The sequence below is a fragment of the Limnobacter parvus genome (assembly GCF_024623725.1).
In the GTDB taxonomy this organism is placed as follows: Bacteria; Pseudomonadota; Gammaproteobacteria; order Burkholderiales; family Burkholderiaceae_B; genus Limnobacter; species Limnobacter parvus.
Genome location: NZ_JANKHG010000017.1, coordinates 680,957 through 704,212 on the forward strand (window position 1 = coordinate 680,957; position 23,256 = coordinate 704,212).

20 protein-coding genes are annotated in these 23,256 nt (G+C 50.2%); 6 read left to right on the plus strand and 14 right to left on the minus strand.

From position 1 onward, the window contains the following. Positions 1 to 8 precede the first annotated feature (8 nt). On the minus strand, positions 9 to 1,418 hold the full coding sequence (locus NSP04_RS10310) for a LutB/LldF family L-lactate oxidation iron-sulfur protein (RefSeq protein WP_257512241.1): 1,410 nt from the start codon (positions 1,416 to 1,418) through the stop codon (positions 9 to 11). A gap of 17 nt (positions 1,419 to 1,435) precedes the next feature. Next, complete coding sequence (locus tag NSP04_RS10315; RefSeq protein ID WP_257512288.1) at positions 1,436 to 2,176, minus strand: (Fe-S)-binding protein; 741 nt, start codon at positions 2,174 to 2,176, stop codon at positions 1,436 to 1,438. Positions 2,177 to 2,315: 139 nt separating this feature from the next. Here NSP04_RS10315 and NSP04_RS10320 point away from each other — a divergent pair, with 139 nt between their 5' ends. Next, on the plus strand, positions 2,316 to 3,116 hold the full coding sequence (locus tag NSP04_RS10320) for an IclR family transcriptional regulator (RefSeq protein WP_257512242.1): 801 nt from the start codon (positions 2,316 to 2,318) through the stop codon (positions 3,114 to 3,116). Here NSP04_RS10320 and NSP04_RS10325 read toward each other — a convergent pair. Further along, positions 3,113 to 4,021 carry a serine hydrolase gene (locus NSP04_RS10325; protein WP_257512243.1) on the minus strand — a complete coding sequence of 303 codons (909 nt, stop codon included), beginning with the start codon at positions 4,019 to 4,021 and terminating at the stop codon, positions 3,113 to 3,115. The genes NSP04_RS10320 and NSP04_RS10325 overlap by 4 nt on opposite strands. Positions 4,022 to 4,153: 132 nt before the next feature. Next, a complete protein-coding gene (locus NSP04_RS10330) occupies positions 4,154 to 5,110 on the minus strand; it encodes a histone deacetylase family protein (protein WP_257512244.1) in 957 nt (318 codons plus the stop codon). A 145-nt stretch (positions 5,111 to 5,255) separates the two neighbouring features. Here NSP04_RS10330 and NSP04_RS10335 point away from each other — a divergent pair, with 145 nt between their 5' ends. Next, positions 5,256 to 5,813 carry a phasin family protein gene (locus NSP04_RS10335; protein ID WP_257512245.1) on the plus strand — a complete coding sequence of 186 codons (558 nt, stop codon included), beginning with the start codon at positions 5,256 to 5,258 and terminating at the stop codon, positions 5,811 to 5,813. Between the two features lie 95 nt (positions 5,814 to 5,908). On the opposite strand, the gene NSP04_RS10340 is transcribed toward NSP04_RS10335, so the two are convergent. From NSP04_RS10340 to hrpA, 3 genes are read right to left on the minus strand one after another with little or no spacing between them, the layout of a single operon-like run. Beyond that, positions 5,909 to 6,691, minus strand: a complete 783-nt coding sequence (locus NSP04_RS10340) for a competence/damage-inducible protein A (protein ID WP_257512246.1) — start codon at positions 6,689 to 6,691, stop codon at positions 5,909 to 5,911. A gap of 23 nt (positions 6,692 to 6,714) precedes the next feature. Continuing rightward, complete coding sequence (locus tag NSP04_RS10345; protein ID WP_257512247.1) at positions 6,715 to 7,479, minus strand: EI24 domain-containing protein; 765 nt, start codon at positions 7,477 to 7,479, stop codon at positions 6,715 to 6,717. Between the two features lie 13 nt (positions 7,480 to 7,492). Then, positions 7,493 to 11,428 carry an ATP-dependent RNA helicase HrpA gene (hrpA, locus tag NSP04_RS10350; protein WP_257512248.1) on the minus strand — a complete coding sequence of 1,312 codons (3,936 nt, stop codon included), beginning with the start codon at positions 11,426 to 11,428 and terminating at the stop codon, positions 7,493 to 7,495. 150 nt (positions 11,429 to 11,578) lie between these two features. On the opposite strand from hrpA, the gene argA reads away from it, so the two are divergent. After that, on the plus strand, positions 11,579 to 12,919 hold the full coding sequence (gene argA, locus NSP04_RS10355; protein ID WP_257512249.1) for an amino-acid N-acetyltransferase: 1,341 nt from the start codon (positions 11,579 to 11,581) through the stop codon (positions 12,917 to 12,919). Between the two features lie 7 nt (positions 12,920 to 12,926). Continuing rightward, positions 12,927 to 14,129, plus strand: coding sequence for an aminotransferase class I/II-fold pyridoxal phosphate-dependent enzyme (locus tag NSP04_RS10360; protein WP_257512250.1), 1,203 nt, complete (start codon positions 12,927 to 12,929; stop codon positions 14,127 to 14,129). Positions 14,130 to 14,325: 196 nt separating this feature from the next. Here NSP04_RS10360 and NSP04_RS10365 read toward each other — a convergent pair whose 3' ends face one another. Both NSP04_RS10365 and NSP04_RS10370 read right to left on the minus strand, forming a co-directional pair. Continuing rightward, a complete protein-coding gene (locus tag NSP04_RS10365) occupies positions 14,326 to 14,556 on the minus strand; it encodes a hypothetical protein (RefSeq protein ID WP_257512251.1) in 231 nt (76 codons plus the stop codon). A gap of 90 nt (positions 14,557 to 14,646) precedes the next feature. Further along, a complete protein-coding gene (locus NSP04_RS10370) occupies positions 14,647 to 16,902 on the minus strand; it encodes an arginine/lysine/ornithine decarboxylase (RefSeq protein ID WP_257512252.1) in 2,256 nt (751 codons plus the stop codon). A 193-nt stretch (positions 16,903 to 17,095) separates the two neighbouring features. Between NSP04_RS10370 and NSP04_RS10375 the strand changes: the two genes are divergently transcribed. Continuing rightward, positions 17,096 to 18,217, plus strand: a complete 1,122-nt coding sequence (locus NSP04_RS10375; RefSeq protein WP_257512253.1) for a hypothetical protein — start codon at positions 17,096 to 17,098, stop codon at positions 18,215 to 18,217. On the opposite strand, the gene dcd is transcribed toward NSP04_RS10375, so the two are convergent. The 4 genes from dcd to apbC form a co-directional block, all read right to left on the minus strand. Next, positions 18,198 to 18,764, minus strand: a complete 567-nt coding sequence (gene dcd / locus NSP04_RS10380) for a dCTP deaminase (protein WP_257512254.1) — start codon at positions 18,762 to 18,764, stop codon at positions 18,198 to 18,200. The two genes, NSP04_RS10375 and dcd, sit on opposite strands and share 20 nt — an antisense overlap. Positions 18,765 to 18,820: 56 nt before the next feature. Next, on the minus strand, positions 18,821 to 19,354 hold the full coding sequence (locus tag NSP04_RS10385) for a hypothetical protein (protein ID WP_257512255.1): 534 nt from the start codon (positions 19,352 to 19,354) through the stop codon (positions 18,821 to 18,823). A 67-nt stretch (positions 19,355 to 19,421) separates the two neighbouring features. Continuing rightward, positions 19,422 to 20,438, minus strand: a complete 1,017-nt coding sequence (locus NSP04_RS10390; protein WP_257512256.1) for an alpha/beta hydrolase — start codon at positions 20,436 to 20,438, stop codon at positions 19,422 to 19,424. 35 nt (positions 20,439 to 20,473) lie between these two features. After that, on the minus strand, positions 20,474 to 21,565 hold the full coding sequence (gene apbC, locus NSP04_RS10395; RefSeq protein ID WP_257512257.1) for an iron-sulfur cluster carrier protein ApbC: 1,092 nt from the start codon (positions 21,563 to 21,565) through the stop codon (positions 20,474 to 20,476). Positions 21,566 to 21,831: 266 nt separating this feature from the next. Between apbC and NSP04_RS10400 the strand changes: the two genes are divergently transcribed. Beyond that, positions 21,832 to 21,996, plus strand: coding sequence for a rubredoxin (locus NSP04_RS10400; RefSeq protein WP_257512258.1), 165 nt, complete (start codon positions 21,832 to 21,834; stop codon positions 21,994 to 21,996). A 4-nt stretch (positions 21,997 to 22,000) separates the two neighbouring features. On the opposite strand, the gene NSP04_RS10405 is transcribed toward NSP04_RS10400, so the two are convergent. Further along, on the minus strand, positions 22,001 to 22,969 hold the full coding sequence (locus NSP04_RS10405) for a DUF2804 domain-containing protein (RefSeq protein WP_257512259.1): 969 nt from the start codon (positions 22,967 to 22,969) through the stop codon (positions 22,001 to 22,003). Between the last annotated feature and the right edge of the window lie 287 nt (positions 22,970 to 23,256).

The following is a 23,256-nucleotide window of genomic DNA, read 5'->3' on the forward strand; positions in this document are numbered from 1 at the left end:
CGAGGCGCTCACTTTTTTTTCCGCTTTTGATACAGGTTCGAAAAGGTTTCGCCTGTGGGCACAGGAAAGTCGCGTTGACCGGTCCATCCGCCTGCACCTGGCAGGCTGTGAATGCCACCTTTTCGCCTTCCCCACCATGCCATGGCTTTAATGCCGATACGGGATAAAACACGGTACAACGTTGGCCGTTGTGCCACAAAAGCCCAAACCTTAAATGCTGTTTTTTCCTGCCATGGGCGCAAGCCTCGCGAGAACTGCTGTTCACGCAATTTGCGCAGCAAATCTGGCAAAGGAATTTTTACCGGACACACCACATGGCATTCACCGCACAGCGTAGCAGCCTGAGGCAAATCCAGTGCCTTTTCAATGCCGGTGTAACTTGGCGTTAACACAGAACCCATAGGGCCTGGGTACACCCAACCGTAAGCATGACCACCTATTTTTTGATACACGGGGCAGTGGTTCATGCAGGCACCACATTTAATGCAGCGAAGCATTTCCTCAAATTCGCCGCCCAGCAAACCGGTTCGACCACCATCCAAAATTACGAAGTACATGTGCTCAGGGCCATCCAAATCGCCTTCACGTTTTGGGCCTGTGAGTAGCGATACATAATTGGAAATACTTTGGCCTGTTGCTGAACGAGGCAACAAGCGAATCAGCGTCGCAAAGTCTTCCAGTGTGGGCACTACTTTTTCAACACCGGTTATGGCGACATGCACACGCGGGTTGATGGTGCACATGCCTTCATTGCCCTCGTTGGTGACCAAAGCCACCGAACCAGTGTCGGCAATAATGAAATTGCCCCCCGTTACACCCATGTCGGCTGCCAAAAATTGCGGGCGCAAAATTTCCCGCGCCTCGCGGGTCATTTCGGCGATGTCTGTTTTTCTAGGCAGGTGGTGGTGCTTCTCGAACAGGTCGGCCACCTGTTCTTTGTCCTTGTGAACAACAGGCGCAATAATGTGGCTGGGCCGCTCGTTGTCATTGATCTGCAGAATGTATTCGCCAAGGTCAGTTTCACGCACTTTCACATCGGCGGCTTCAAGTGCTTTGTTCAGTGCCATTTCCTCAGTCACCATTGACTTCGATTTGATTACTGATTTCACCTCGTGCTTCTTGGCAATTTTCACAACCAATTCTGCTGCTTCCTGTGGCGTGCGGGCAAACAAAACTCTAGCCCCAGCTTCAACTGCTTTCTGCTCAAACAATTCAAGCCATACATCCAGGTTTTGTATGCTTCGGTTGCGAATATCAACAGCCGCTGAACGCGTACCTTCGAAGTCTTCCAATTCCAAAATACTGGTGGCGCGCGCATTCACGAATTTGCTGGATAAACGCTTTAGGTTTTCCTGCAAGCGCGGGTCATTCAGCTTTTCACTGGCCTTGCGCTCAAAAAACATGCTTTGAACTTGCATGGTGTTACAACTCCAATTTAGACTTGGCCCGGCTTGCGCCCGGTAAGCAATTCAGCCACGTGCAGCACCTGCGTGTTGTCACCCATGCGGCGCAGGCGCCCTTCAATGTTCATCATGCAGCCCAGGTCGCCCAGCACCACGGCTTGCGCGCCGGTGGCTTGAACCTGTTCACACTTGTCAGTGCAAATTGCGCTTGAAACCTCGCCGTATTTCAATGCGAAAGTACCACCAAAACCGCAACACTGGCGGCTGTCTTTCATCTCGAGAATTTCCACGCCACCCATCTTTCCGATCAAGGTTCGGGGCTGCTGTTGAACCCCCAATTCACGAAGACCGCTACACGAATCGTGGTACGTGATCTGACTTAACTCACTGGCACCCAGCTTGAGCTTTTCAAGACCAATCACATTCACCAGAAAATCGGTTAATTCATAAGTTCGCGTTGCCAGGCGTGCTGCGCGCATTTTCAAATCCGGATCGTTTTTAAACACTTCGGTGTAATGCACCTTGGTCATTCCGGCACATGACCCTGAAGGCGCCACAACATAATCAAATTGCTCAAACTCCGCTAACCACTTTTGTGCCAATTTGTGTGTGCTTTCATGGTCGCCCGAATTCCAGGCGGGTTGACCACAACAGGTTTGCGCTTGTGGAACCACTACGTCACAACCCGCTGACTCCAACAACTCGACGGTTGAAAACCCGATCGAAGGCCGCATTGAATCCACGAGACAAGTTACAAACAAACCGACACGCAAGGTCATTCCCCAAATTTTTATCAAACCCGATCAAGTGTATGCAGCGCGCCGCTTTCAAGCCAGTAGTGATAACCATAAGGAGTGACGTTTTTCACAATATGGTTTACACTTTCCACTTGATGAAAAGGAAATTGTTGGTATGAGCGAAGAGTCGATTGGGCGCACCAGTATTCAAGTTATTGAACGAATGATGCAGTTACTGGATGCTTTGGCCGAACACCAAGACCCGGTTGCATTGAAGGACCTGGCGAGAGACACCAAGCTGCATCCTTCCACAGCACACCGTATTTTGAATGATTTGGTGGCCTGCCGACTTGTGGACCGAACCGACCCAGGTCTTTACAGACTTGGTATGCGGTTGCTTGAATTGGGCAACCTTGTAAAAGCCAGACTGAACGTGCGCGACGCTGCGCTGGAATTGATGCGTAAGCTACACCGCTTGACAGGACAAACCGTTAATCTGTCCGTTCGCCAGGGCGACGAAATTGTTTACGTAGATCGCGCGTACAGCGAACGTTCCGGCATGCAGGTGGTGCGCGCCATCGGTGGCCGAGCACCTTTGCATCTTACATCCACTGGAAAATTATTTTTGGCCAGTGAAACACCCGAACATTTGAGGCTGTATGCAGAACGAACCACCTTGCGTGGCACCACAATGAACAGCTTGACCACATTGGAAAAACTCGAGAAAGAGCTGAATCTGGTTCGAATCGATGGCTTTGCACGGGACAACGAGGAGCTTGAAATGGGCGTGCGCTGCATGGCCGCAGGCATTTTCGATGACTCTTCAAAATTGATTGCCGGTTTATCGATTTCCGCGCCTGCCGACCGAATTCAGGAAGACTGGTTACAGGAACTAATGCACACAGCCCAGCGCATCAGCGCATCACTAGGCTGGCAGGGTCGGGTCATTCCCCCCAGCGGCAAATTCAGACTTTAGTTGGCTTGTTTGGGCACGTAGCCGGTGGCAGTGATAGTCGGGCTGATGTTTGACTCAACAGCCATCACATATTCGCGAATGCGCTCTGCATCCGCGAAACGGGCTTGAGAACCCAATGCATCCAACAGCACGATAACCAGATTGCGATCTCCCACGCGAGCTTTCATCACCAGGCAACGCCCTGCCTCATTAATAAATCCGGTTTTTTGAACTTGAATATCCCACTCTTTGTTCTTGATTAACCGATTAGTATTCCTGAAGTTGAGTTGACCTTTCCCGGACTGAACAGAAAACTGCGGGTCTGTTGAAAACTGGCGGATCAACGGAAAGCGCTGAGCATGAAGTACCATGCGAGCGAGGTCGTTTGCACTCGACTTGTTTTCAACCGACAAACCCGTGGTTTCAGCGAAATTTGTGTTGAACATTCGCAGGGAAGTAGCCCTGCGGTTCATTTGTGCCACACATGCGGCCAAACCACCCGGGTAGCTGCGACCCAAGGCTGAGGCGGCACGATTTTCCGACGCCATCAATGCCAAATGAATTAATTCTCGACGAGTAAATTCGCTTCCAGGCGTCAAGCGTGAGCGCGTATTTTTGTAATAGTCGATGTCTGCGTTTGTAATGGTAATCACTTCATCGAGATCGAGCCCGGCTTCGAGCGTAACCACCACGGTCATGACCTTCGTAATTGAAGCGATCGGGAGTACTACAGATGGGTTTTTTGCGTATAGCACTTCAAGCGAGTCGGCATCTGCGACCAGTGCCACCGAACTGTTTAACGACAGGGGGTCGTGGGCCTGTTTTAAATCGGCACGTTCAATTGAAGTCGGAGAGGCATGTAAACCTGAATGCGCCACCATGAAAAAAGCCAGAATTACCTTAAACAACAGCGCTTTGTAAATCATGGTGTGTTTGTCTTTTTTATTTGTACGAATAATGCAATGAATTCTACGCAGAATCCCTCGCGCAGCCAAGGCCCTAGATCTTTTAATAACAGGCTTTTAAGTGGCCTATTTCGAGCTTTTTCTTAAATATACCTAGATTGAGTAGTGCTGACCGTATTCTGCGAGCCTTTGGACCACCCCCAATTGGAGGTCTGTTAAGTATTCAAGGTCGTTAAAATAACCACCCGCCATAACCGCCACCACAGGCAACCCCTGTTTTTTAGCCCAATGAAGTACAACTCGATCCCTTTGCTCAATGCCCGCATCGCTCAGTGACAGTTTGCCCAATCGGTCGGCATGGTGAGCATCAAGCCCTGCCACATACAGGACTAGATCGGCAGAAAACACCCGTTCAATGCTCTCAAGTGCGGATTCAAGTTGAGTGAGATAGTCCGCATCGCCAGTTCCGTCCGACAGAGCGATGTCCAGATCACTTTTGGTCTTCACAAATGGATAGTTGCTCTGGCCGTGCATTGAAAAAGTAAAAGTGCTGTTGTCACCAGTCAAAATTTCTGCCGTACCATCACCTTGGTGAACATCCAGATCAATGACCAGCACCTTGGGAGTAACCGTAGGGCCGGCTGCCAAATGATCAGTTCTGGTGCCCGCCGCGATTGCGTCTGTTTGAAACACCCTGGCCGCTACTGCCAAATCGTTAAACACACAAAAACCACCACCTTCAGCACGCTTGGCATGGTGAGTGCCGCCAGCCAGGTTTACTGATGCCCCATGGTGCACCGCACTCCGAACTGCCGCCACAGTCGCCCCCACCGAGCGCAACGAACGTTCAACCATTCGTTCAGACCAGGGAAAACCAATCGCCCTTTGTTCATTTGCGGAAACTTCACCACTTTCAATTCGACGAATATATTCGGTGCAGTGCGCAAGCGCCAATTGTCCTGGCGTGGCCGCTAAAGGCACACAAAGCTTTGCTGTGTGAAGGGTTTTCTCCACTTTGTCACGAAGAATCCGATACTTCTGCATTGGAAACCGATGACCAGCAGGCAGCGGCAGCACGAACTCATCGGTGTAGAAAACGTCAATCATCATTAATACAACAGAACGAACATAAATTATTGCATCGCAACATTTTTATTGACAGCGAAAAAAATTTTGGTAGAATTCAATTTGTGCACCGCGTCAAACGGTGTTCAAAACGACAAATTTAGCGTTAAAAAACCTGACGGAGCAAACTATGATGATGACCCCCGAACAATTCCTGGACGTTCAAAAAACCAACCTTGAGAAGATCTTGGGTCTGAGCCAGCAGTCGTTCAGCAACGTTGAGAAAGTAGTCGAATTGAATTTGAATGCTGTTAAATCTTACATGGAAGACAGCGCTGAAGCCATGAAGGCTTTGTCATCTGCGAAAGACATCCAAGAATTTATGGCTGTATCTAGCTCTGTTGCTCAGCCAATGTCTGAGAAAGCAGTTGCATACAGCAAAGATCTTTACGCTTTGACTTCCAGTTTCGCTTCTGAGACAGCCAAAATGGTTGAGCAGCAAGTTGCTGAAAGCAATGAAAAACTGGCCGAAATCGTTGAAACAGCCAGCAAGAACGCCCCAGCCGGTTCTGAGAGTGCAGTTGCATTCATGAAGTCCGCACTGACGGCAGCGAATACAGCTTACGAAGGTGTAAGCAAGGCCACAAAACAAGCTGTTGAAATGGCAGAAGCCAATATGGACGCCGCAAGCAAGGCAACCATCAAGGCCACCAACACAGCCACAACCAAGGCCCGCAAAGCTGCCTAATTGGTAGCTTGCCTGTAACGATGTCTCCTCGTTCCTCCTGGAACGAATTCTCAAAGCCTGTCCACTTTTGTGGCAGGCTTTTTTTTATTCAATTTTTATACAATCAATTCAACTTTGCACTGCATGGTTTCAAGAATTTTTAACAACTCGTTGAATGCAGTTGTAACCACCTCTTTCTTCTCGATGCCACCACGCGCTTTAACACCCAGTTCAATGTGCCTGGCCATTTTATTGTCGCCAACACTGGGCAAGCTGTACAGCTTACAGTCGGGAAATGCCGTTTCAAGCAGCTCCATTACAGGCGTGATTCTCGCTTCGGGGGTATTAAACAACAGCAAGGCACGCTTGTATTCAAGTTCCTGATGGTGATACTCGATGTACAAGGTATCTAGAACCCATTCAATCATGGGCCATGCCATGACCGGAAAGCCTGGCACAAAATGGTGCTGCCCCACAGTAAAGCCAGCGATTCGATTAAAAGGATTGGGGATCAGAGTGGCACCTTCAGGGAAATCAGCCATGCGCAATCTGAATTCATCCATCGGCTGACCACTTTCTTCGCAACGCTGGCGAATCAATTCCACTGCCCCACTGTGGCGAACGATAGGCCGACCCAATGCTTGTGCCGCTGCTTGCCGAGTGTGGTCATCGGGTGTGCCACCAATCCCGCCGCAGCTCAACACAATGTGGTCGCTTGCGAATGAACGCCTTAATGTATCAGTCAAGAATTCACGGTCGTCACCCACCATCTGCACCCAAGAAAGATGCAAACCTCGTGCTGAAAGTCTTTCGATGACTGCAGGTATGTGCTTGTCTTGCCGCAAGCCCGACAAAATTTCATCGCCGACCACGATGAGGCCAATTTTAGGTACTGCCATTGTGTTGCTCTTCGATAAGGTTTTTAGTTTGTTTCAATCATGGGCATTTCAATGACTTTGTCTTCACGCACTTTGACCAATGCGCCCATGTAATGGCGTGTGAACGCAAGGGCTGACATTACAGGCATGATTAACAGGATGGGCGGTATGAAACTAAGAAACGCACACACCAAACCGATCAGCCAGGCCGAAGTGCTGTCGCGCTTTTTGATTTCCTTTATTTCCAACTTGGTGGCATGCCCAGCCAGGGAGTCAAACCGCATCACCGCCATGAGCAAATAGGCAGTAAGCAACACTGGCAACACGAAAGCCATGCCGGGAATCAGCCAAAGGGGCAATGTCACAATCCAGGCAATCAAGAAGACAACAACTGCTTTTAAGGTGACCCACAAGCTCATGACCGTGCCTGAATCGCCCTTCTTCGCAATGCCTTGAAACTCTTTGTCGGTCAAATAGTTCACCACAGGCGGGGTGACGTACAAGCCAGCCAGCAGCACTGCTGAAGTGGCAACAATTGGCCACAACAATCCAAATACAGCCAACGGCACAAGAATGAACTTAAGCCAGCCTAGAAACGCTGCATCGGTGGCCAAGGCTTCTACAGAAAAGTCGAGCCCAACAAACGACAAAGCCCACATGGCCGCATTGACCAAAGGGTCAATAGAAAGCCAGATAACCACCAGCCAGAATACAGAGGCGATGGCCACTGACACCAAAGTCAGCATCAGCATTTTTGGGCGGAAAGAATCGACCAGGGCATTAAAAAGAATGGACATTGCATTGTTCATACACGTTCCTTATTTATTGATTTCGCCTGGCCATGGTTTCCCAGGCTTTCTGCAGTCGTTTTGCCGACACAGGCATGGGGGTTCTCAGCTCTTGGGCAAACAAAGACACCCTTAGTTCTTGAAGCTGCCAGGCAAACTGACTCAAGCTTTCGTCTTCCTGACCTTTCAATTGCGAACTTGCACGGACCCAGTGTAATTGAAGATCCATGACTTCTTTCATCAACTGCTTGTCACGGTCGATTGAATTGCGCGCACGTTCCAGGCGAATCTGTGCTGCCTTTAAATAACGTGGGTAATGGGCCAATTGCTCCCATGGTTTTTTCAGCAGAAAGCCCTTGGGCAACAGCCAGTTCAACTGGTTTTGAATGTCTGCCACACAATCTGGAAAGGCTTTGGCAGAGGCTTGAAGCTTTTTACTTAAGGCACTGTGCTCATTCAAAATAATCAACAGGATTTTTCCGATTTCCTGTGCAATCAAATTCATTCGTGCACGTGCTTCTTGCACTTTGCTTGCAAATTCTGCTTGCGTGGAAGGCAGACCAGCAGCCAAAGCGCTGCGCATCAAGGTCAACTTTATCCACTGCAATTGAAGATCTTCTGCCGAACCCAAAGGCATGTACAGCATGGCCACTTTTTGGAAATCAAGCAGATTCTTGGTCAGGTATTTCAGCGGTTCTTTCAACGCGATATTGAACAGGCGCAGCACACCATCCAGATGAACCTTTCGTGCGATTTCTTCTTCGTCGTACACCTCGACAATGCAGTGCTCGCCCATGTCTTTCAAAGCGGGGTAGCCAAAGAAGGTTTGCCCACCGCGCTTGATTTCCAGCATGTCGGGCAAGGTTCCAAAACTCCAGTCGGTGATTGGCTGGTCGTTGAACTTATTGGCCTCACTGGCCTCACTGGTCTTGGCGGCTTGACTGTTTTGCGTCAGCTTGTTTTGCGTAACATTGTGGTGTCCGGGTTTTGCGTTAGCCTGGGGGGCAGCTCCCTCACCCACCCCCACTTGCACTTGCACCTGCGCGCGAACCTGTTCAACTACAGCTGAACTTTTGAAGCTTTCTTGCGCTTTGCGCCCCCATTCGGCTTTCAAGGCAGACAGGCTGCGTTGCATGTCAAGTTGGCGACCATGTTCATCCACCAGCTTGAAATTCATGAAATGGTGCGGTGGCAGGGTTTCAATTCTGAAGTCGCTCAGCAAGGGCCGTGCGGGTGTTTCACTGGCCACAAAGTCGCGCAGGCGTTCAAGCAAAGGTTTTTCATATAGCTTGGGGTCGTAATGCGCCTGCGCAAATTTCTCTGCAAACTGCGGCACTGGCACACAATGGCGGCGAATTTTTTGGGGCAAGCTTTTCAGCAGCAGCAAGGCTTTTTCCTTCAGCATGCCGGGCACCAGCCATTCCGTGCGGCCTACATTCACCTGGTTCAGCAACATCAAAGGTATGGTTAAGGTAACGCCGTCACGGGGGCTGCCTGGTTCGAAGTGGTAGCTTAAATCAAAGGCCAAACCACCCATTTCCAGCTTCTTGGGATAAAACTCGGTGGTAATGTCACCCGCTTTTTTGCTCAGCAGGTCTTCCTTGTTCAAATACAAGGCGGCCAGGTCTTCTTTGCTGGCTTGCTTGGCCCAGTTTTCCAGGGTTTGCTGGTTGTAGGCACCTGCTGGCAGCTTGTCGTCGTAAAACTGGGCGATCAATGCTTCGTCGACCAAAATATCCTGGCGACGCGCTTTGTGTTCAAGCTTTTCCAAGTCTTCAATCAACTTGCGGTTGTGAACATAAAAGGGCACGTTGGTTTTAACTTGCCCCGGCACCAATCCCTCGTGAATCATCAGCCTTCGCGCATCGGCCTGATTGAACCGGGCAAGGCTGACCCTGCGCTGTGAATACACGGGCAAACCGTAAATGGTGCCAGTTTCCAGTGCAACAGCTTGGCCTGAACCCTTTTCCCAATGCGGATTGGTGTGGTTTCGCTTTAGCAGGTGTGCCCCGACCTTTTCTATCCAGTCGGGTTGAATTCTGGCCACGCTGCGGGCGTAAAGGCGCGTGGTCTCAACAAGCTCTGCGCCCATAATCCACTTAAATCCTTTTTTAAACAGATTCGACCCCGGGTGCACTGAAAACTTAATGCTGCGTGCACCCAAATAAATCGGGTCGGTTTCGTGCTTCAAACCAATATTGCCCAGCAAACCCGCCATAAAAGCCATGTGAATTTGATCGTATTCCGCTGCTTTGGTGTTCAAGGTCCACTTTTGATCTTTCACCATGGCGGTTAGCTGCTGGTGCACTTCGCCCCATTCGCGAAGGCGGTTGGCTGACAAGAATTTGCGCTGCAGCGCATTTTTCATTTCGCGATTGGTCAATGATTGTTCTTTTAAATTAACATAATACTTCCACAATTTAAGAAATGACATGAAGTCTGATTCTGTGTCGTCAAATTGCTGCTGCGCATTGTCGGCGGCTTCCTGGGCGTCAATTGGCCGGTCGCGTGGGTCTTGAATCGACAAGGCAGCGGCCAACACCAACAACTCATTCAGGCAGGCGCGCTGGCTTGCCTCGAACAACATTCTTGCAATGCGTGGGTCCAATGGCAATTTGGCCAATGCCCGCCCAATCTTGGTTAGCTGCCCTGCTTCGTCCAGTGCGTTCAGTTCGCTGAGTAACTGGTAACCATCGGCGATGGCTCGGCCCATTGGGCGCTGCAAAAATGGGAAATCTTCGACTTCGGTCAGGTGCAGGCTTTTCATCCGCAAAATTACAGAAGCCAACGAAGAACGAAGAATTTCCGGGTCGGAATAATCGGCACGGCCTGCGAAATCAGATTCTGCGTACAGGCGAATGCACACACCGTTGGCCACACGGCCACACCGGCCTGCGCGCTGATTGGCCGATGCCTTGGAAATACGCTCAACCTGCAACATTTCAACCTTGTTGCGGTAGCTGTAGCGCTTCACACGCGCCTGGCCTGAATCAATTACGTAGCGTATGCCGGGCACTGTCAGCGAGGTTTCAGCCACGTTGGTCGACAGCACAATGCGCCTGCGACCGCTTGGCTTGAAAATGCGTTCCTGTTCCTGCGCAGTCAGCCTGGCAAACAGCGGTAACACCTCAAGTGCTAGCCGCATGTTCTTGCCCAGGAAATTGGCCATGTCGCGAATTTCACGCTCGCCGGGCAGAAACATCAAAATGTCGCCCTGGCCCTCGCGGCATAGCTCTTCAACGGCATCCAGGGTGGCGGCCTGAAAGGCGTCCTCATCCACTTCGTCCGATGGGTTCACCGGGGCATTCTTGCGCCGGTTTGTATCGAAGTCGTTGGGGTCTTTGTAACGCACTTCAACCGGGTACAGTCGGCCCGACACTTCAATCACAGGTGCAGGCTTTCCTGCGGCATCTTCAAAATGTTTGGAAAAACGTTCTGCGTCGATGGTTGCAGACGTCACAATCAACTTCAAATCGGGTCGCTTGCTCAGAACCTCTTTCAAATAGCCCAACAAGAAGTCGATGTTCAGGCTGCGCTCGTGCGCCTCATCGATGATGATGGTGTCGTACTTTTTAAACAGCGGGTCTGTTTGGCTTTCGGCCAGCAAAATACCGTCGGTGACCAGCTTGACCGCGGTATTGGCATTGGATTGGTCTTGAAAACGAATTTTGAAGCCCACCCACTGGCCCACTTCTGAATTCAATTCTTGTGCAATTCGCTTGGCGGTTGCGGTCGCTGCCAAACGGCGCGGCTGGGTGTGAACAATACTTTGGCCTTTCAAACCACGCCCAAGTTCAAGACACATTTTGGGTAGCTGGGTGGTTTTACCCGAACCGGTTTCGCCACACACAATAACAACCTGGTTTGCATCAATGAGCCGTTTGATTTCTTCACGACGCTGGGAAACCGGCAACTCTTCGGGATAGCGAATTTCGGGTGGGGACTGAATGGTTTGCTCTTTTGACAACACAAATGACCAATATAAGGTTCAAATTCCGATCAAATCGGGGAAAAACAGTGTGAACGCTGGACTACACACAATCGGAAATTATAATCAATCGAACAGGCAGCAACGGCTGCCCACAGTGTATTCCCTTTTTTCAGGACAGCCCCCAAGCCGATGAGCAACACCCCCAGCCACGATGACCTTTCCATGAACAGCCAAACTTTTGTTCAATGGCTGCGTACTGTTGCGCCCTACATTCATGCATTCCGCGGGAAAACTTTTGTGGTAGCCGTGGATGGTGAACTGGCACACCATGGCTATCTGAATTCGCTGGCTCAAGATTTGTCGCTGCTGCACGCCATGGGCATGCGCATTGTGCTGGTATGTGGTTCTCGCCCCCAAGTTGAAGAGCAACTGGCTTTGCGAAACATTCAGCCAGCGTTTCACAAGGGTTGGCGTATCACCGACAAAGGCGCGCTGGAATGCGCCAAAGAAGCAGCGGGTGAACTGCGGCTAGACATAGAGGCTGCGTTTTCACAAGGCTTGCCCAACACACCCATGGCGCATTCGTCGATGCGGGTTATTTCCGGCAACTTCATCACCGCGAGGCCCATGGGCATTCTGGATGGCGTGGATTTGCAACACACCGGGCTGGTGCGGAAGATTGATGTGTCTGCCATTCAGTTGAGTTTGAACAGCAGCGCAATCGTCTTGTTATCCACAATTGGCTTTTCGCCAACGGGTGAAGCATTCAACCTGACCATGGAAGACGTGGCCACCAGCACTGCGCGCGCCATGAAAGCCGACAAGCTGATTTTTGTCAGCCAGATTGAAGGCATCTTTGACAAAGACGACAAGCTGCTTGAAGAACTTGAGCTGGACCGTGCACGCGAAATCATGCTTCAAGAAGAATTGCCCGAACTCACAAAAGACTATCTGGAGTGCTGCATTTTGGCGGTGCAAGGCGGCGTTGGCCGCGCGCACATTGTGCCGTTGAATCTGGATGGTGGTGTGTTGCTTGAGCTGTTTTCCCATGACGGTGTGGGCACCATGGTTTCAGAGGAAAACCTTGAGAGCTTACGCCAAGCCACGCTGGATGACTCAGGCGGCATTAAAACCCTTATTGAACCCCTTGAAATGGCAGGTATTTTGGTGCGCCGGGGCCGCGACCGAATTGAACGCGACATTGATCATTTCACTGTGCTGGAACACGACGGCATTTTGTGGGGCTGCGCAGCCATGTACCCCTACCACGAGCAACGCGTGGCTGAACTGGCCTGCTTGGTGGTGCACCCTTCCTGGCAAGGCACGGGTGATGGCGAGCGTTTGCTGAAGAAGATAGAACACGATGCGCGCAAGCAAGGCTTAAAACAATTGTTTGTACTGACCACGCAAACCTCACACTTTTTCTTGAAGCGTGGGTTCGTGGTGGGCGATGTGGACAAACTGCCGATTGAACGCAAGCGCCTGTACGACTGGAACAGAAAGTCGCAAGTGATGATCAAGACGCTGTGAGCGCAAAATGAGCACCTTCAAACATCCGAAAACCGCGCATGGTTTGAGCACGAACATTGTTCATTCCAAGCCTGCCAGCAAAGAAGGTTTTTCATCCTTGCCGGTGCCTGTGTACCGCGGGTCCAGCACGTTCTTTGACAACACCGCAGCGCAGCGCGCCACGGTGAATCCGCTTGGGCTGGACTACAGCTATGGGCTACACGGCAACCCCACGCAATACACCTTAGCCAAAAAACTGGCCGAGATTGAAGGAGCTACGTATGCATTGGTGTGCCCTTCTGGGCTTACCGGCATCGCTTTGGTGGCACAAGCCTGCCTGAAAACTGGCGACCATTGGCTGATTCCCGAGAATGTATATGGCCCGGTACAAGCATTGGCGCGCAGCTTGAAAATGGACTACGGAATCGAGTTTTCGGAATACGACCCCTACGATGCTGCAACCGTGAAAGCCACCCTGCAAGCCAACACCAAACTGGTTTGGACGGAAGCACCTGGCTCGCTTACCTTTGAGGTGCCAGATCTGGAAGCTATAGTGGCTTTTGCCAAGGCCCACGGCGCACGCACTGGCATCGACAACACCTGGGCAGCGGGAATTGCTTACAAGCCGTTTGAACATGAATTTGACTACAGCGTGCAAGCATTGACGAAATACCAGTGCGGCCATGCCGATGTGTTGATGGGCGCAGTACTGAGCGACAACACCAACGCTTTTGCTGATGTAGAACGCAAGAACCGCGTGCTCGGGTTGGGTGTGTCGCCAGCCGATTGTGCCTTGGTACTTCGCGGCTTGCTTACCCTGCCTTTGCGATACACGCAGCAGGCCGAAAGCGGGCTGCAGGTTGCCCGCGCTTTGAAAGATCACCCTGCGGTTGCAAAGGTGCTGCACCCGGAATTTCCGGAATGCCCTGGCCATGAATTTTACAAACGTGATTTCAAGGGTTTTGCCAGCATCTTTTCCTTGGTGTTAAAACCTGAATTCACCGATGAGCAAGCCTGTGCAGTCATCGACAAGCTGAAACTTTTCAAGATTGCCTATTCATGGGGCGGGCCAGAAAGCCTGGGGCTTGTGGTGAATGTGCCCGAAAGTCGTAAGCGGTATCTGGCAGATGCGCATGGGCAATGTGGGCCGATACTTCGTTTGGCGATTGGGCTTGAAGAGCCTGCTGACTTAACTGCTGATTTGATGCAGGCGTTAGACAAAGTAAGCTGAAACATTTGCAAAGCCGCATGCCCTCCTCCGCCTGAAAGCCTGAAAACTCCCTTTTTGTTGAATTCACTGCCCTAAGCGCCCCCGCTAAAAAAGCGGGCGGGCTGCGCTTTCGGCTTACGCCGACCGGACGGTGAATTCAACAAACGGGCAGGCTTTCTTGAAGGCGAAATGAGGGCAATGCGGACTTTGCAATTGCCTAGGCGGACCGGTGGTTTGCCAGATTCGGCTGTGGCTTCAGCGCCATCACTGGCGCCGTCACTAGGCTATATTCACCAGCGAGAGTGTGTATTGCGCGCGGCAGGTTTGAGTGCCACATCACTTTGCCGGTTTCAAGCAAGGCTTCCCGGCGGATTCGCAGCGCAGGGCGATTGCGCAGCAATCGATGCGAAGACGCTTTCGCGTTTCGCATGCCCAAAGCCAGAATCATGAGCCGGAATCAGAAGCCTTGCATAGGCGAGGTGATGTGGCATTCAACCGAAACAAAGCGAATATGCCAAATCCCGCAGTGATGCTGCATTCAGGCCTTCACGCAATCCACGAAGTAACCCATTTGCCCATTTTCACCTTCAATTTCCACCAAGCCGTGAATATCGGTCTCAAATCCCGGGAACTGCTTGTTGAAATCTCGCGCGAATCTCAAATAATCCACAATGGTGGAATTGAAAATTTCGCCCGGGATCAACAACGGAATACCCGGTGGATAAGGCGTCAACAACGCAGACGTAATACGGCCTTCCAATTCTTCAATCGCCACACGTTCAATTTCCCGATGCGCCACTTTCGCATAGGCATCGGCAGGCACCATTGCCGGTTGCATATCGCTTAAATACATCTCGGTAGTTAGGCGGGCAACGTCTTTCTTGCGGTACATATCGTGAATAGTGTTGCAAAGGTCACGCAGGCCCACCGCTTCGTACCTAGGATAAGCCTGACAGAACTCAGGGATAACACGCCACAGAGGCTGGTTTTTGTCGTAATCGTCTTTGAACTGCTGCAAGGCGGTTACAAGGGTATTCCAGCGGCCTTTGGTAATCCCGATGGTGAACATGATAAAGAATGAATAAAGACCTGTTTTTTCAACAATAACACCATGCTCAGCCAGGTATTTGGTCACAATCGACGCTGGAATACCTGCATCAGAGAACTGACCATTCACGTCCAGCCCCGGGTTCACAATGGTCGCCTTGATCGGGTCGAGCATGTTAAATCCATTGGCCATTTTGCCGAAACCGTGCCAAGTGTCGGTGGTGTGAATTAACCAGTCGTCGCGCGGGCTCATGCCCTCTTCGCTCAACACATCAGGGCCCCACACCTTAAACCACCAGTCATCGCCGAACTCTTCAGCCACCTTGCGCATGGCGCGGCGGAAATCGAGCGCTTCCATGATGCTTTCCTCAACCAAGGCGGTACCGCCTGGAGGCTCCATCATGGCTGCAGCCACATCGCAGCTGGCAATAATTGCATATTGCGGACTTGTTGACGTGTGCATCAAATACGCTTCGTTAAAAATATGTCGGTCTAATTTGCGGTTCTGGGATTCCTGCACCAAAATTTGCGAGGCCTGGGACAAGCCCGCCAGCATCTTGTGAGTGGACTGGGTTGCAAACACCAAGGAATCTTTAGTGCGTGGCCTGTCACGACCAATGGCATGCATGTCTTTGTACATGGGGTGGAAGCTGGCGTGCGGCAACCATGCCTCGTCAAAATGCAAGGTGTCAATTTCCGAACCTAGCACCTCTTTGATCATTTCCACGTTGTACAGCACACCATCGTAAGTGCTTTGTGTGATGGTCAAAATGCGAGGCTTTTTGTTTTTGGCCTTACTGGCAAATGGATGATTAGCAATTTTTCTGGCAATACTTTCCGGCTGAAACTCTTCGAGCGGGATTGGGCCAATAATTCCCAAGTGGTTTCGAGTGGGCGTCAAAAACACAGGAATAGCGCCGGTCATGGTGATCGAATGCAAAATCGATTTATGACAATTCCGGTCCACTACAACAATATCGCCGGGTGCCACATTGGCGTGCCAAACCATTTTGTTGGAAGTGGATGTGCCATTGGTTACGAAGAAACAGTGGTCTGCGTTAAAAATGCGTGCAGCATTTCGCTCTGAAGCAGCAACAGGGCCAGTGTGGTCTAACAGCTGGCCAAGCTCATCCACCGCGTTACAAACATCGGCACGCAACATGTTTTCACCGAAGAACTGGTGAAACATTTGCCCTACGGGACTTTTCAAAAACGCCACACCGCCTGAGTGGCCAGGGCAGTGCCACGAATAGGAGCCATCTTGCGCGTAATGCACCAATGCCCGGAAGAACGGCGGAGCCAAAGAATCAAGGTAGCTTTTCGATTCGCGAATAATGTGACGAGCCACAAATTCGGGCGTGTCCTCGAACATGTGAATGAAACCATGCAGTTCTTTCAGAATCGCATTGGGAATGTGGCGGGAGGTTCTTGTCTCACCATACAGATAAATAGGTATATCAGCATTTTTGAAACGAATCTCCTGAACAAAATTATTTAAATTTTGAAGAGCATCTTCTGTTTCTTTTTTGCTACCCAAACCAAACTCTTCATCGTCAATCGACAAGATGAAAGCACTGGCTCGGCTTTGTTGTTGCGCAAACTGGGACAAATCATGATAACTCGTCACACCCAATATTTCAACGCCCTCTTTCTCTATGGCGTCAGCCAAGGCGCGAATGCCGAGGCCGGATGCGTTCTCGGAGCGGAAATCTTCGTCGATAATAACGATGGGAAAACGAAATTTCATTGATCTTCCTGTGTTCGGGTTCTTAAACAGACGGTTGGCATTTGGCATATGCCATTAATCAAGGCTGCATTATCCACTACGTCGGCAACTGTTCCAAGCCCTATTGTCAACGAACCATCCCTCGATATAGCTACTTCATACAATTGTCATCCAGACAAGGTTCAATGAGGCCTTTTCGAGCCCCACAAACTGCATGCCAATCAGTAGCGTCTCCAGTTATTCTGCAATGTCAGAAAGTAAGAGCAAGGAATTCGCGGGACGCGGACCAACCCGAGTTATTGGAAATCTTTGTAATAGCTACGAAACCAGTTATCAACGTATGGCACGCGTTCGAAACAGTGCCAGCGGGTGCACTAATCGTCAGCATGCCTACGATCAAATTCTTGCTCACCCTGAACGATTTAAAAGTCGAACCTTGCGGGGGTTAATTCATGTCAGCAGACTTTTGGAAGAATTGGGTGAGAACACTGCTGATATTTCAGGTCTGACTGAGCGCACGACCCGAAATATTATTTCATCAGGGGAAAAATTCGACATGGCCAAAGTGATGTCATCTGCACTTGGTCGAGTAGTTTCCGCTCAACTTAGTATGTTCGGATTTGCCCTACACAAAGCTGTTGGTGCATCTTTTTACCTGCTGTCGACAACCACCAGCATCGCCGTGATAGCGTTCGCTAGCTCTAGATATGCCAAGCTGCGCCAGCCTGACGAAATGCGGAGAGCCATGATGAACAGCTCAAATTCACACAGCATGTATTTGCTGATCGCCAGAAAACTGTTGACCACAAAAGAATATCAATTAGAAAAAATATTAACCCACACTGATGGTGCCAATAATCCCATTGTTGATACGATTCGGCAGTGGACCAAACAATTGTCACGCAATCATCGGGCCGTGCCAGAGTACATGGTCAATCAACGGAAAGCGCATAGCAGTTACATCCTGAACAATTTGCATCAATACGGCCCGCTGACGCGTGGCCTAATGCAGTTTTCCTATGCGACGTTCCAAGGTGTAAACAAGTTGCTGGTGTCGTTTGACAAACACATCGGCACAGAGATAGGTCGACGGCTTTTGGCCAAACATCACGGACAAATGCTGGGATGTCGAGTGGCGCTGACCGCTGCTATAGCGGCCTCAACCGCTTTGTCTGTTCCAATGGCACCACTGACAGTCGGACTGTCCATGATTGGGGCCATCGCCTGTGGGTTTGCTTTGGTTGCCCTAATTCTCGCCAAAGTTAATGTGAATATGTGCGACGACTGGAAAGGCAATATTTGCGATACAAAACAAATCAGGTTTTCGGCAGCGTAACGCCAACCTGTCCCTGGTATTTGCCGCCACGGTCTTTGTAGGAAGTTTCGCAGACTTCGTCACTTTCAAAAAACAAAACCTGTGCGCAGCCTTCACCCGCATAAATTTTCGCGGGCAGTGGAGTGGTATTGGAAAACTCCAGCGTGACATACCCTTCCCATTCAGGCTCGAAAGGCGTGACATTGACAATAATGCCACAACGAGCGTAAGTGCTTTTGCCCAGACATATTGTCAACACACTCCGAGGAATTCGAAAGTATTCAACCGTTCGGGCCAAAGCGAATGAATTCGGTGGAATGATGCAAACATCACCATGGAAATCCACAAAACTTTTTTCATCAAAGTTTTTGGGATCCACTATTGTGCTGTTGATATTGGTAAAAATCTTGAATTCGTTCGCACAACGAATGTCGTAGCCGTAGCTAGACGTACCATAGGAAACTATTCTTTTGTCGCCAGCGTAGCGCACTTGGCCTGGCTCGAAAGGCTCAATCATCCCTTCACTTTCGGCCATCCTACGAATCCATTTGTCAGACTTGATGCTCATGCTCGATTCAACTGGTTAGAAGTTCAATAATTCGAAATGTTACATGAGCAAGGCCCTTACTGATTCATCTCTCCGAGAATCTCGTCCAATTCCTTCATGACTGAGTTAGCCAGCGCATCAAAGAAAACTCGAATTAACTCTGCCATTTGCGCCCCGGTGATACCCGTAAGCGGCAATTGCATCAAAAACTCCAAATTCTCGCTCTCCATATTGATTCCAACTTGGTACTGAAAATCAAGAACGTGAATCATGGTGTGCGCTTCAGCGAGGAAGTGCAGACAAATTTCGGCGGAATTAGGGTCATTCATGTTGTACAGCGGGAAGGCCATTACCACCCATCGGGTGTTAGGCGACTCTCCGGAGCGGAATGAAAGTTCGAACTGCTCTTGTTTGGCCATAATGACATTGTCACCATCAAACCACTTCATTCCTGACAAAGTAATGGCCTCGTGCAGCAATGCCGACTCAGTCGCAGTAAAGCCGTTTTCAAGGGGTTTTTCAGAACTTTTTGCCTGACTGGTTTGACCTGGTTTAGCTGCAGTGGCAACGCGAGGACCAAAAGGCTGACGGGGTCCAGATTGATTGTTCATGAATTGAATCGCCCAATAAAAGATTGATACACGTCAATTTAGTGGGCAACCGCCTCTAAAGGGTTCCTTAACCACTCCGTTCTGGCAGTTTGTGATGGCGCGCAACCTGTTCCGATATGGCCGCCATCATTGGGCCTGAGTCGGCAAGATGTCCGGTATCGGGCAACTGAATCAAATGAGTTCTCGCCACCATCTCTGACAGCATCAAAGAACCACCAGGCGGACAAACTCGATCATTCATTCCCTGAATGATGGTTAAGGGCCACTTAGCCTGCGAACATTTGGAAATCAACGCGATCAGATCGAATGGGGACAAAAAACAGTCATGTTTAAAAAAGTAAGATTGCAACCGATATTTTCGTACCAGCGCAAGTTCCTGAATGTCGGTCAAGAAAGATTTCTTTCCTTCCAACTTGTCCGTGTTGCCAGTTAGCAATGCGATCTCAAGCTTGTTCCATGCCACAGACATCTCCACCAGATGCTCCGGGGTGGCAACGTCAAAGCACTCACAGATCACGTCAGTTCTCGCACCGGGCCCAAAATGTTCTGCGAAATACTCGGGAGCAAGGTGTTCAAGTGATTCGAAAAAGGCATCCACCCGGGGTCTGAGAGGGATAAAAGGCGCCCGAAGTACGACGCTGGCAACACGATTCGGCCGGTACACAGCAATCGCCAGAGCCAAAGTAGCGCCCCAAGATCCGCCCAAAATATGGAAACGGCCAACACCAAGCCGATCTGCAACTTCCAATGCGTCATCAATAAAACGCTGAAGATCAATTGCACTGAGATCTACGTCTTCGCTCAAACCACTGTTTCGTTGGTCAAACCCAAACCATGGCACCCCTGCGAATCGCAATGGAGCAACATGAGAAGCCCCTAGGCTGTTACCTGGGCCACCGTGAAGGACCAACCAAGGCATGTCCTTGATTGAAGCAAGCTCCGGCTGTTTGGCCCCTTTTTCCGCCCAGACCGCCAGATTACCACCTGCGTCGATCATGGTTTGCGGGGTAGACCACACGCCAGCCAACCCCGACTGCGGGGCTGGGGCTGCAATTTGATTAAACAAAAGTGCTTCTTTATGCAAAAGGTGCCCCCACAGGCGCGCCGCAATACACTGACTTAGGTGTTTTGCACCACGATCGACGGAAATTTCAAAGACATGTCCTTTGATTGCTCGGCGATGCGAATTGCCACCTTGCGTGCTATTTCCTTGTAGGTTTTTGCAAGATCGCCATCTGGATCGGCAACCACAGTTGGCTTGCCTGAATCCGCTTGCATGCGAATGCGCATGTCCAGAGGCAATCCACCTAAATAGTGAATATTGTAGTCTTGAGCCATTTTCTGACCACCACCTTCGCCGAAGATGTGTTCTTTGTGACCACAGTTGGTGCACACATGAATAGCCATGTTTTCAACCAATCCTAGAATTGGCACACCCACTTTTTCGAACATTTTCAGGCCTTTGCGGGCATCCAGCAAAGCAATGTCCTGAGGTGTGGTTACAATCACCGCGCCTGTTACTGGCACTTTCTGGGAGAGGGTCAGTTGAATGTCGCCTGTGCCTGGCGGCATGTCGACGATCAAATAGTCAAGATCCTTCCAGTTGGTTTGCTTTAACAATTGTTCGAGCGCACTGGTAACCATGGGGCCGCGCCATACCATCGGTGTGTCTTCGTCGATCAGGAAACCAATCGACATGGCCTGTACACCATGCCCCTCCATTGGATCAATAATCTGGCCATCATCGGATTGAGGGCGACCTGTAATACCCAACATGGTGGGCTGAGACGGACCATAAATGTCCGCATCCAGCATACCCACGCGCGCGCCTTCTGCCACCAAGGCCAAAGCCAGGTTTACGGCAGTGGTACTTTTCCCCACACCACCTTTGCCAGAAGCAACAGCAATAATATTTTTCACATTGGGCATTGGCTTCAAGCCACGCTGAACCGCATGAGTCTGAATCTTGATGGTCGCGTTAACGCTAACATTTTCCACACCAGTAACCTTTGACCGCACGGCAGCTATCGCAGCCTTTCGCAAGCCATCAAGCTGGCTTTTTCCAGGGTAGCTCAACTCCAATTCGAAACTGACATCGCCACCGTCTACTTGAATGTTCTTGATCAGCTTGGCGCTGATGAAGTCTTTGTTCAAATTGGGGTCAATGACACTACGCAATGCATCGCGTACGGTGTCGATACTCACTGACATAAACACTCTCCTCGAATCTTTTCAGTATGATTTTGCTCTGTATAGCCGTGAGTCTAGCCTGTTTTGAGCACAGCAAACTTGCACGTCATGGAAAGCCCCCCGTTCGCATCATTGGCGTTTACCCTAAAGTGGGTCATCTTCAGTTTTCATTGTTTTGACCAAACTTCAAACGATCAAAATTCGTTACCTGAGGATCACACCAACTTTTTTGAAAAACAAATTGGTAGCATTCGGCATCAAATCTTTTGATTCGCGGAGAAATAGCAATGAAAACTTACGTGTGCATCGTGTGTGGGCTAGTTTATGACGAGGCGGCTGGAATGCCTTCGGAAGGCATTCCGGCTGGAACGACGTGGGCGGACGTACCCGCGGACTGGTTGTGTCCAGATTGTGGCGTGTCGAAGGGCGATTTTGAGATGGTGGAAGTTTAAAAAACTACCATTTGGCGTAGTGGTCCTCGCACCAGCCGGTCAAACCTGCCAATGAATAAGTGACACCTGTCTCTTTGATGGTAACTGTGCCTTCGAACTTGCCGAAGCACTGGTTGAAACGACTTGCCAAAACGAACAAATTTCTATGATCGTCAATGCTGCCGATCGGTATGAATTTTAAATTAACCAGACCACATTGGGAATAAACTCGCCAAGGCCTCTGTACATCGTCTCTATCGTAATCGAATAGGGTCAATGGCAGATCGTGAAGTTTTCCGTCGACCCAAAGCACGTTTTCATGTGCACTGGTCTCGTTCACGCCGCGCGCCAAATTCAGTGACAACAATGGTTGGTCGTCCCCTACTCGCCCGCTTGCACAAGCCCAGTTCCAGAAAGTTTCACGGCGAAGAAAACCTGCTGTCCAGTCGTGGTAACAACCGTCTCTTTCCGGCCTCAACACATATTCCACACCGTTCAGGTGAATACACCCCGACACCTGGCCACCGCTACTTTTCTGAGCGTAAGCAAATCCAGTGTTTGCAATAGGTGTATTCAAAGCGAGGGTTTGAGAATTTGAGCAATCGATGGACAAGTAACCATGAAAATGCTTACCCAAACGAAAGTGCAAATCCCGCGATTCGAGCGTACGGCTGGCCAATACGTGATGGTCGGATTTAAACGGATGATTCCAGGTAGTTCGACCAATCGGTCGATAATCACTTTGAAAGCCAGTATCCAGTGGCAAATCAAACTGCACTCGATGCAAACCTTTTGGTCCATTCAAATATGCGAAAGTGGAATTCAACAAACCAAGACGGACCATCCCACAACCAAATGTAAAACCATCGCCCAAAGCGCCGTAAAAATCGAAATGCTTGAAAAGAAATCTCTTTTGCCAGGCCATACGCCGAGCACCCATGGCGTTGCGCAGGTCGTATTGCTGCCAATTGATACTTTCTGGCAGTTTGAGCATGCGCCCCCAAGTCGGTACACCATTTGTATTGATCAGGTCCATAAACAAAATCGGGCAAGTTAACTTGCCCGATTTTGTCACGTTTTGCCTCCCGCTAGAAAGGCTGATTTCAATAAACCATTCAGTTATACAGGCAAACCGCCGCCAATCGCATCGGTCAAAATACTTGGGTCAAGCATGCTAGTAATTGGTGCCAATGGTGAATCTGCTGCCATACCAAGCACTGCATCCAAAGGTGTTCCGGTTGGGCCATCTGAACCACCGCCACCTGCGCCACCGGCTGCATC

Bases quoted from the DNA above. Each gene is read 5' to 3' on its own strand.
- argA (WP_257512249.1), top strand. From the start codon at position 11,579: ATGAGCAACACCCCCAGCCACGATGACCTTTCCATGAACAGCCAAACT.
- NSP04_RS10335 (WP_257512245.1), top strand. From the start codon at position 5,256: ATGATGATGACCCCCGAACAATTCCTGGACGTTCAAAAAACCAACCTT.
- NSP04_RS10345 (WP_257512247.1), bottom strand. From the start codon at position 7,479: ATGAACAATGCAATGTCCATTCTTTTTAATGCCCTGGTCGATTCTTTC.
- NSP04_RS10360 (WP_257512250.1), top strand. From the start codon at position 12,927: ATGAGCACCTTCAAACATCCGAAAACCGCGCATGGTTTGAGCACGAAC.
- NSP04_RS10310 (WP_257512241.1), bottom strand. From the start codon at position 1,418: ATGCAAGTTCAAAGCATGTTTTTTGAGCGCAAGGCCAGTGAAAAGCTG.
- NSP04_RS10385 (WP_257512255.1), bottom strand. From the start codon at position 19,354: ATGAACAATCAATCTGGACCCCGTCAGCCTTTTGGTCCTCGCGTTGCC.
- NSP04_RS10320 (WP_257512242.1), top strand. From the start codon at position 2,316: ATGAGCGAAGAGTCGATTGGGCGCACCAGTATTCAAGTTATTGAACGA.
- apbC (WP_257512257.1), bottom strand. From the start codon at position 21,565: ATGTCAGTGAGTATCGACACCGTACGCGATGCATTGCGTAGTGTCATT.
- NSP04_RS10400 (WP_257512258.1), top strand. From the start codon at position 21,832: ATGAAAACTTACGTGTGCATCGTGTGTGGGCTAGTTTATGACGAGGCG.
- NSP04_RS10375 (WP_257512253.1), top strand. From the start codon at position 17,096: ATGCCAATCAGTAGCGTCTCCAGTTATTCTGCAATGTCAGAAAGTAAG.
- NSP04_RS10340 (WP_257512246.1), bottom strand. From the start codon at position 6,691: ATGGCAGTACCTAAAATTGGCCTCATCGTGGTCGGCGATGAAATTTTG.
- NSP04_RS10370 (WP_257512252.1), bottom strand. From the start codon at position 16,902: ATGAAATTTCGTTTTCCCATCGTTATTATCGACGAAGATTTCCGCTCC.
- NSP04_RS10405 (WP_257512259.1), bottom strand. From the start codon at position 22,969: ATGCTCAAACTGCCAGAAAGTATCAATTGGCAGCAATACGACCTGCGC.
- NSP04_RS10365 (WP_257512251.1), bottom strand. From the start codon at position 14,556: ATGATTCTGGCTTTGGGCATGCGAAACGCGAAAGCGTCTTCGCATCGA.
- NSP04_RS10330 (WP_257512244.1), bottom strand. From the start codon at position 5,110: ATGATGATTGACGTTTTCTACACCGATGAGTTCGTGCTGCCGCTGCCT.
- NSP04_RS10325 (WP_257512243.1), bottom strand. From the start codon at position 4,021: ATGATTTACAAAGCGCTGTTGTTTAAGGTAATTCTGGCTTTTTTCATG.
- dcd (WP_257512254.1), bottom strand. From the start codon at position 18,764: ATGAGCATCAAGTCTGACAAATGGATTCGTAGGATGGCCGAAAGTGAA.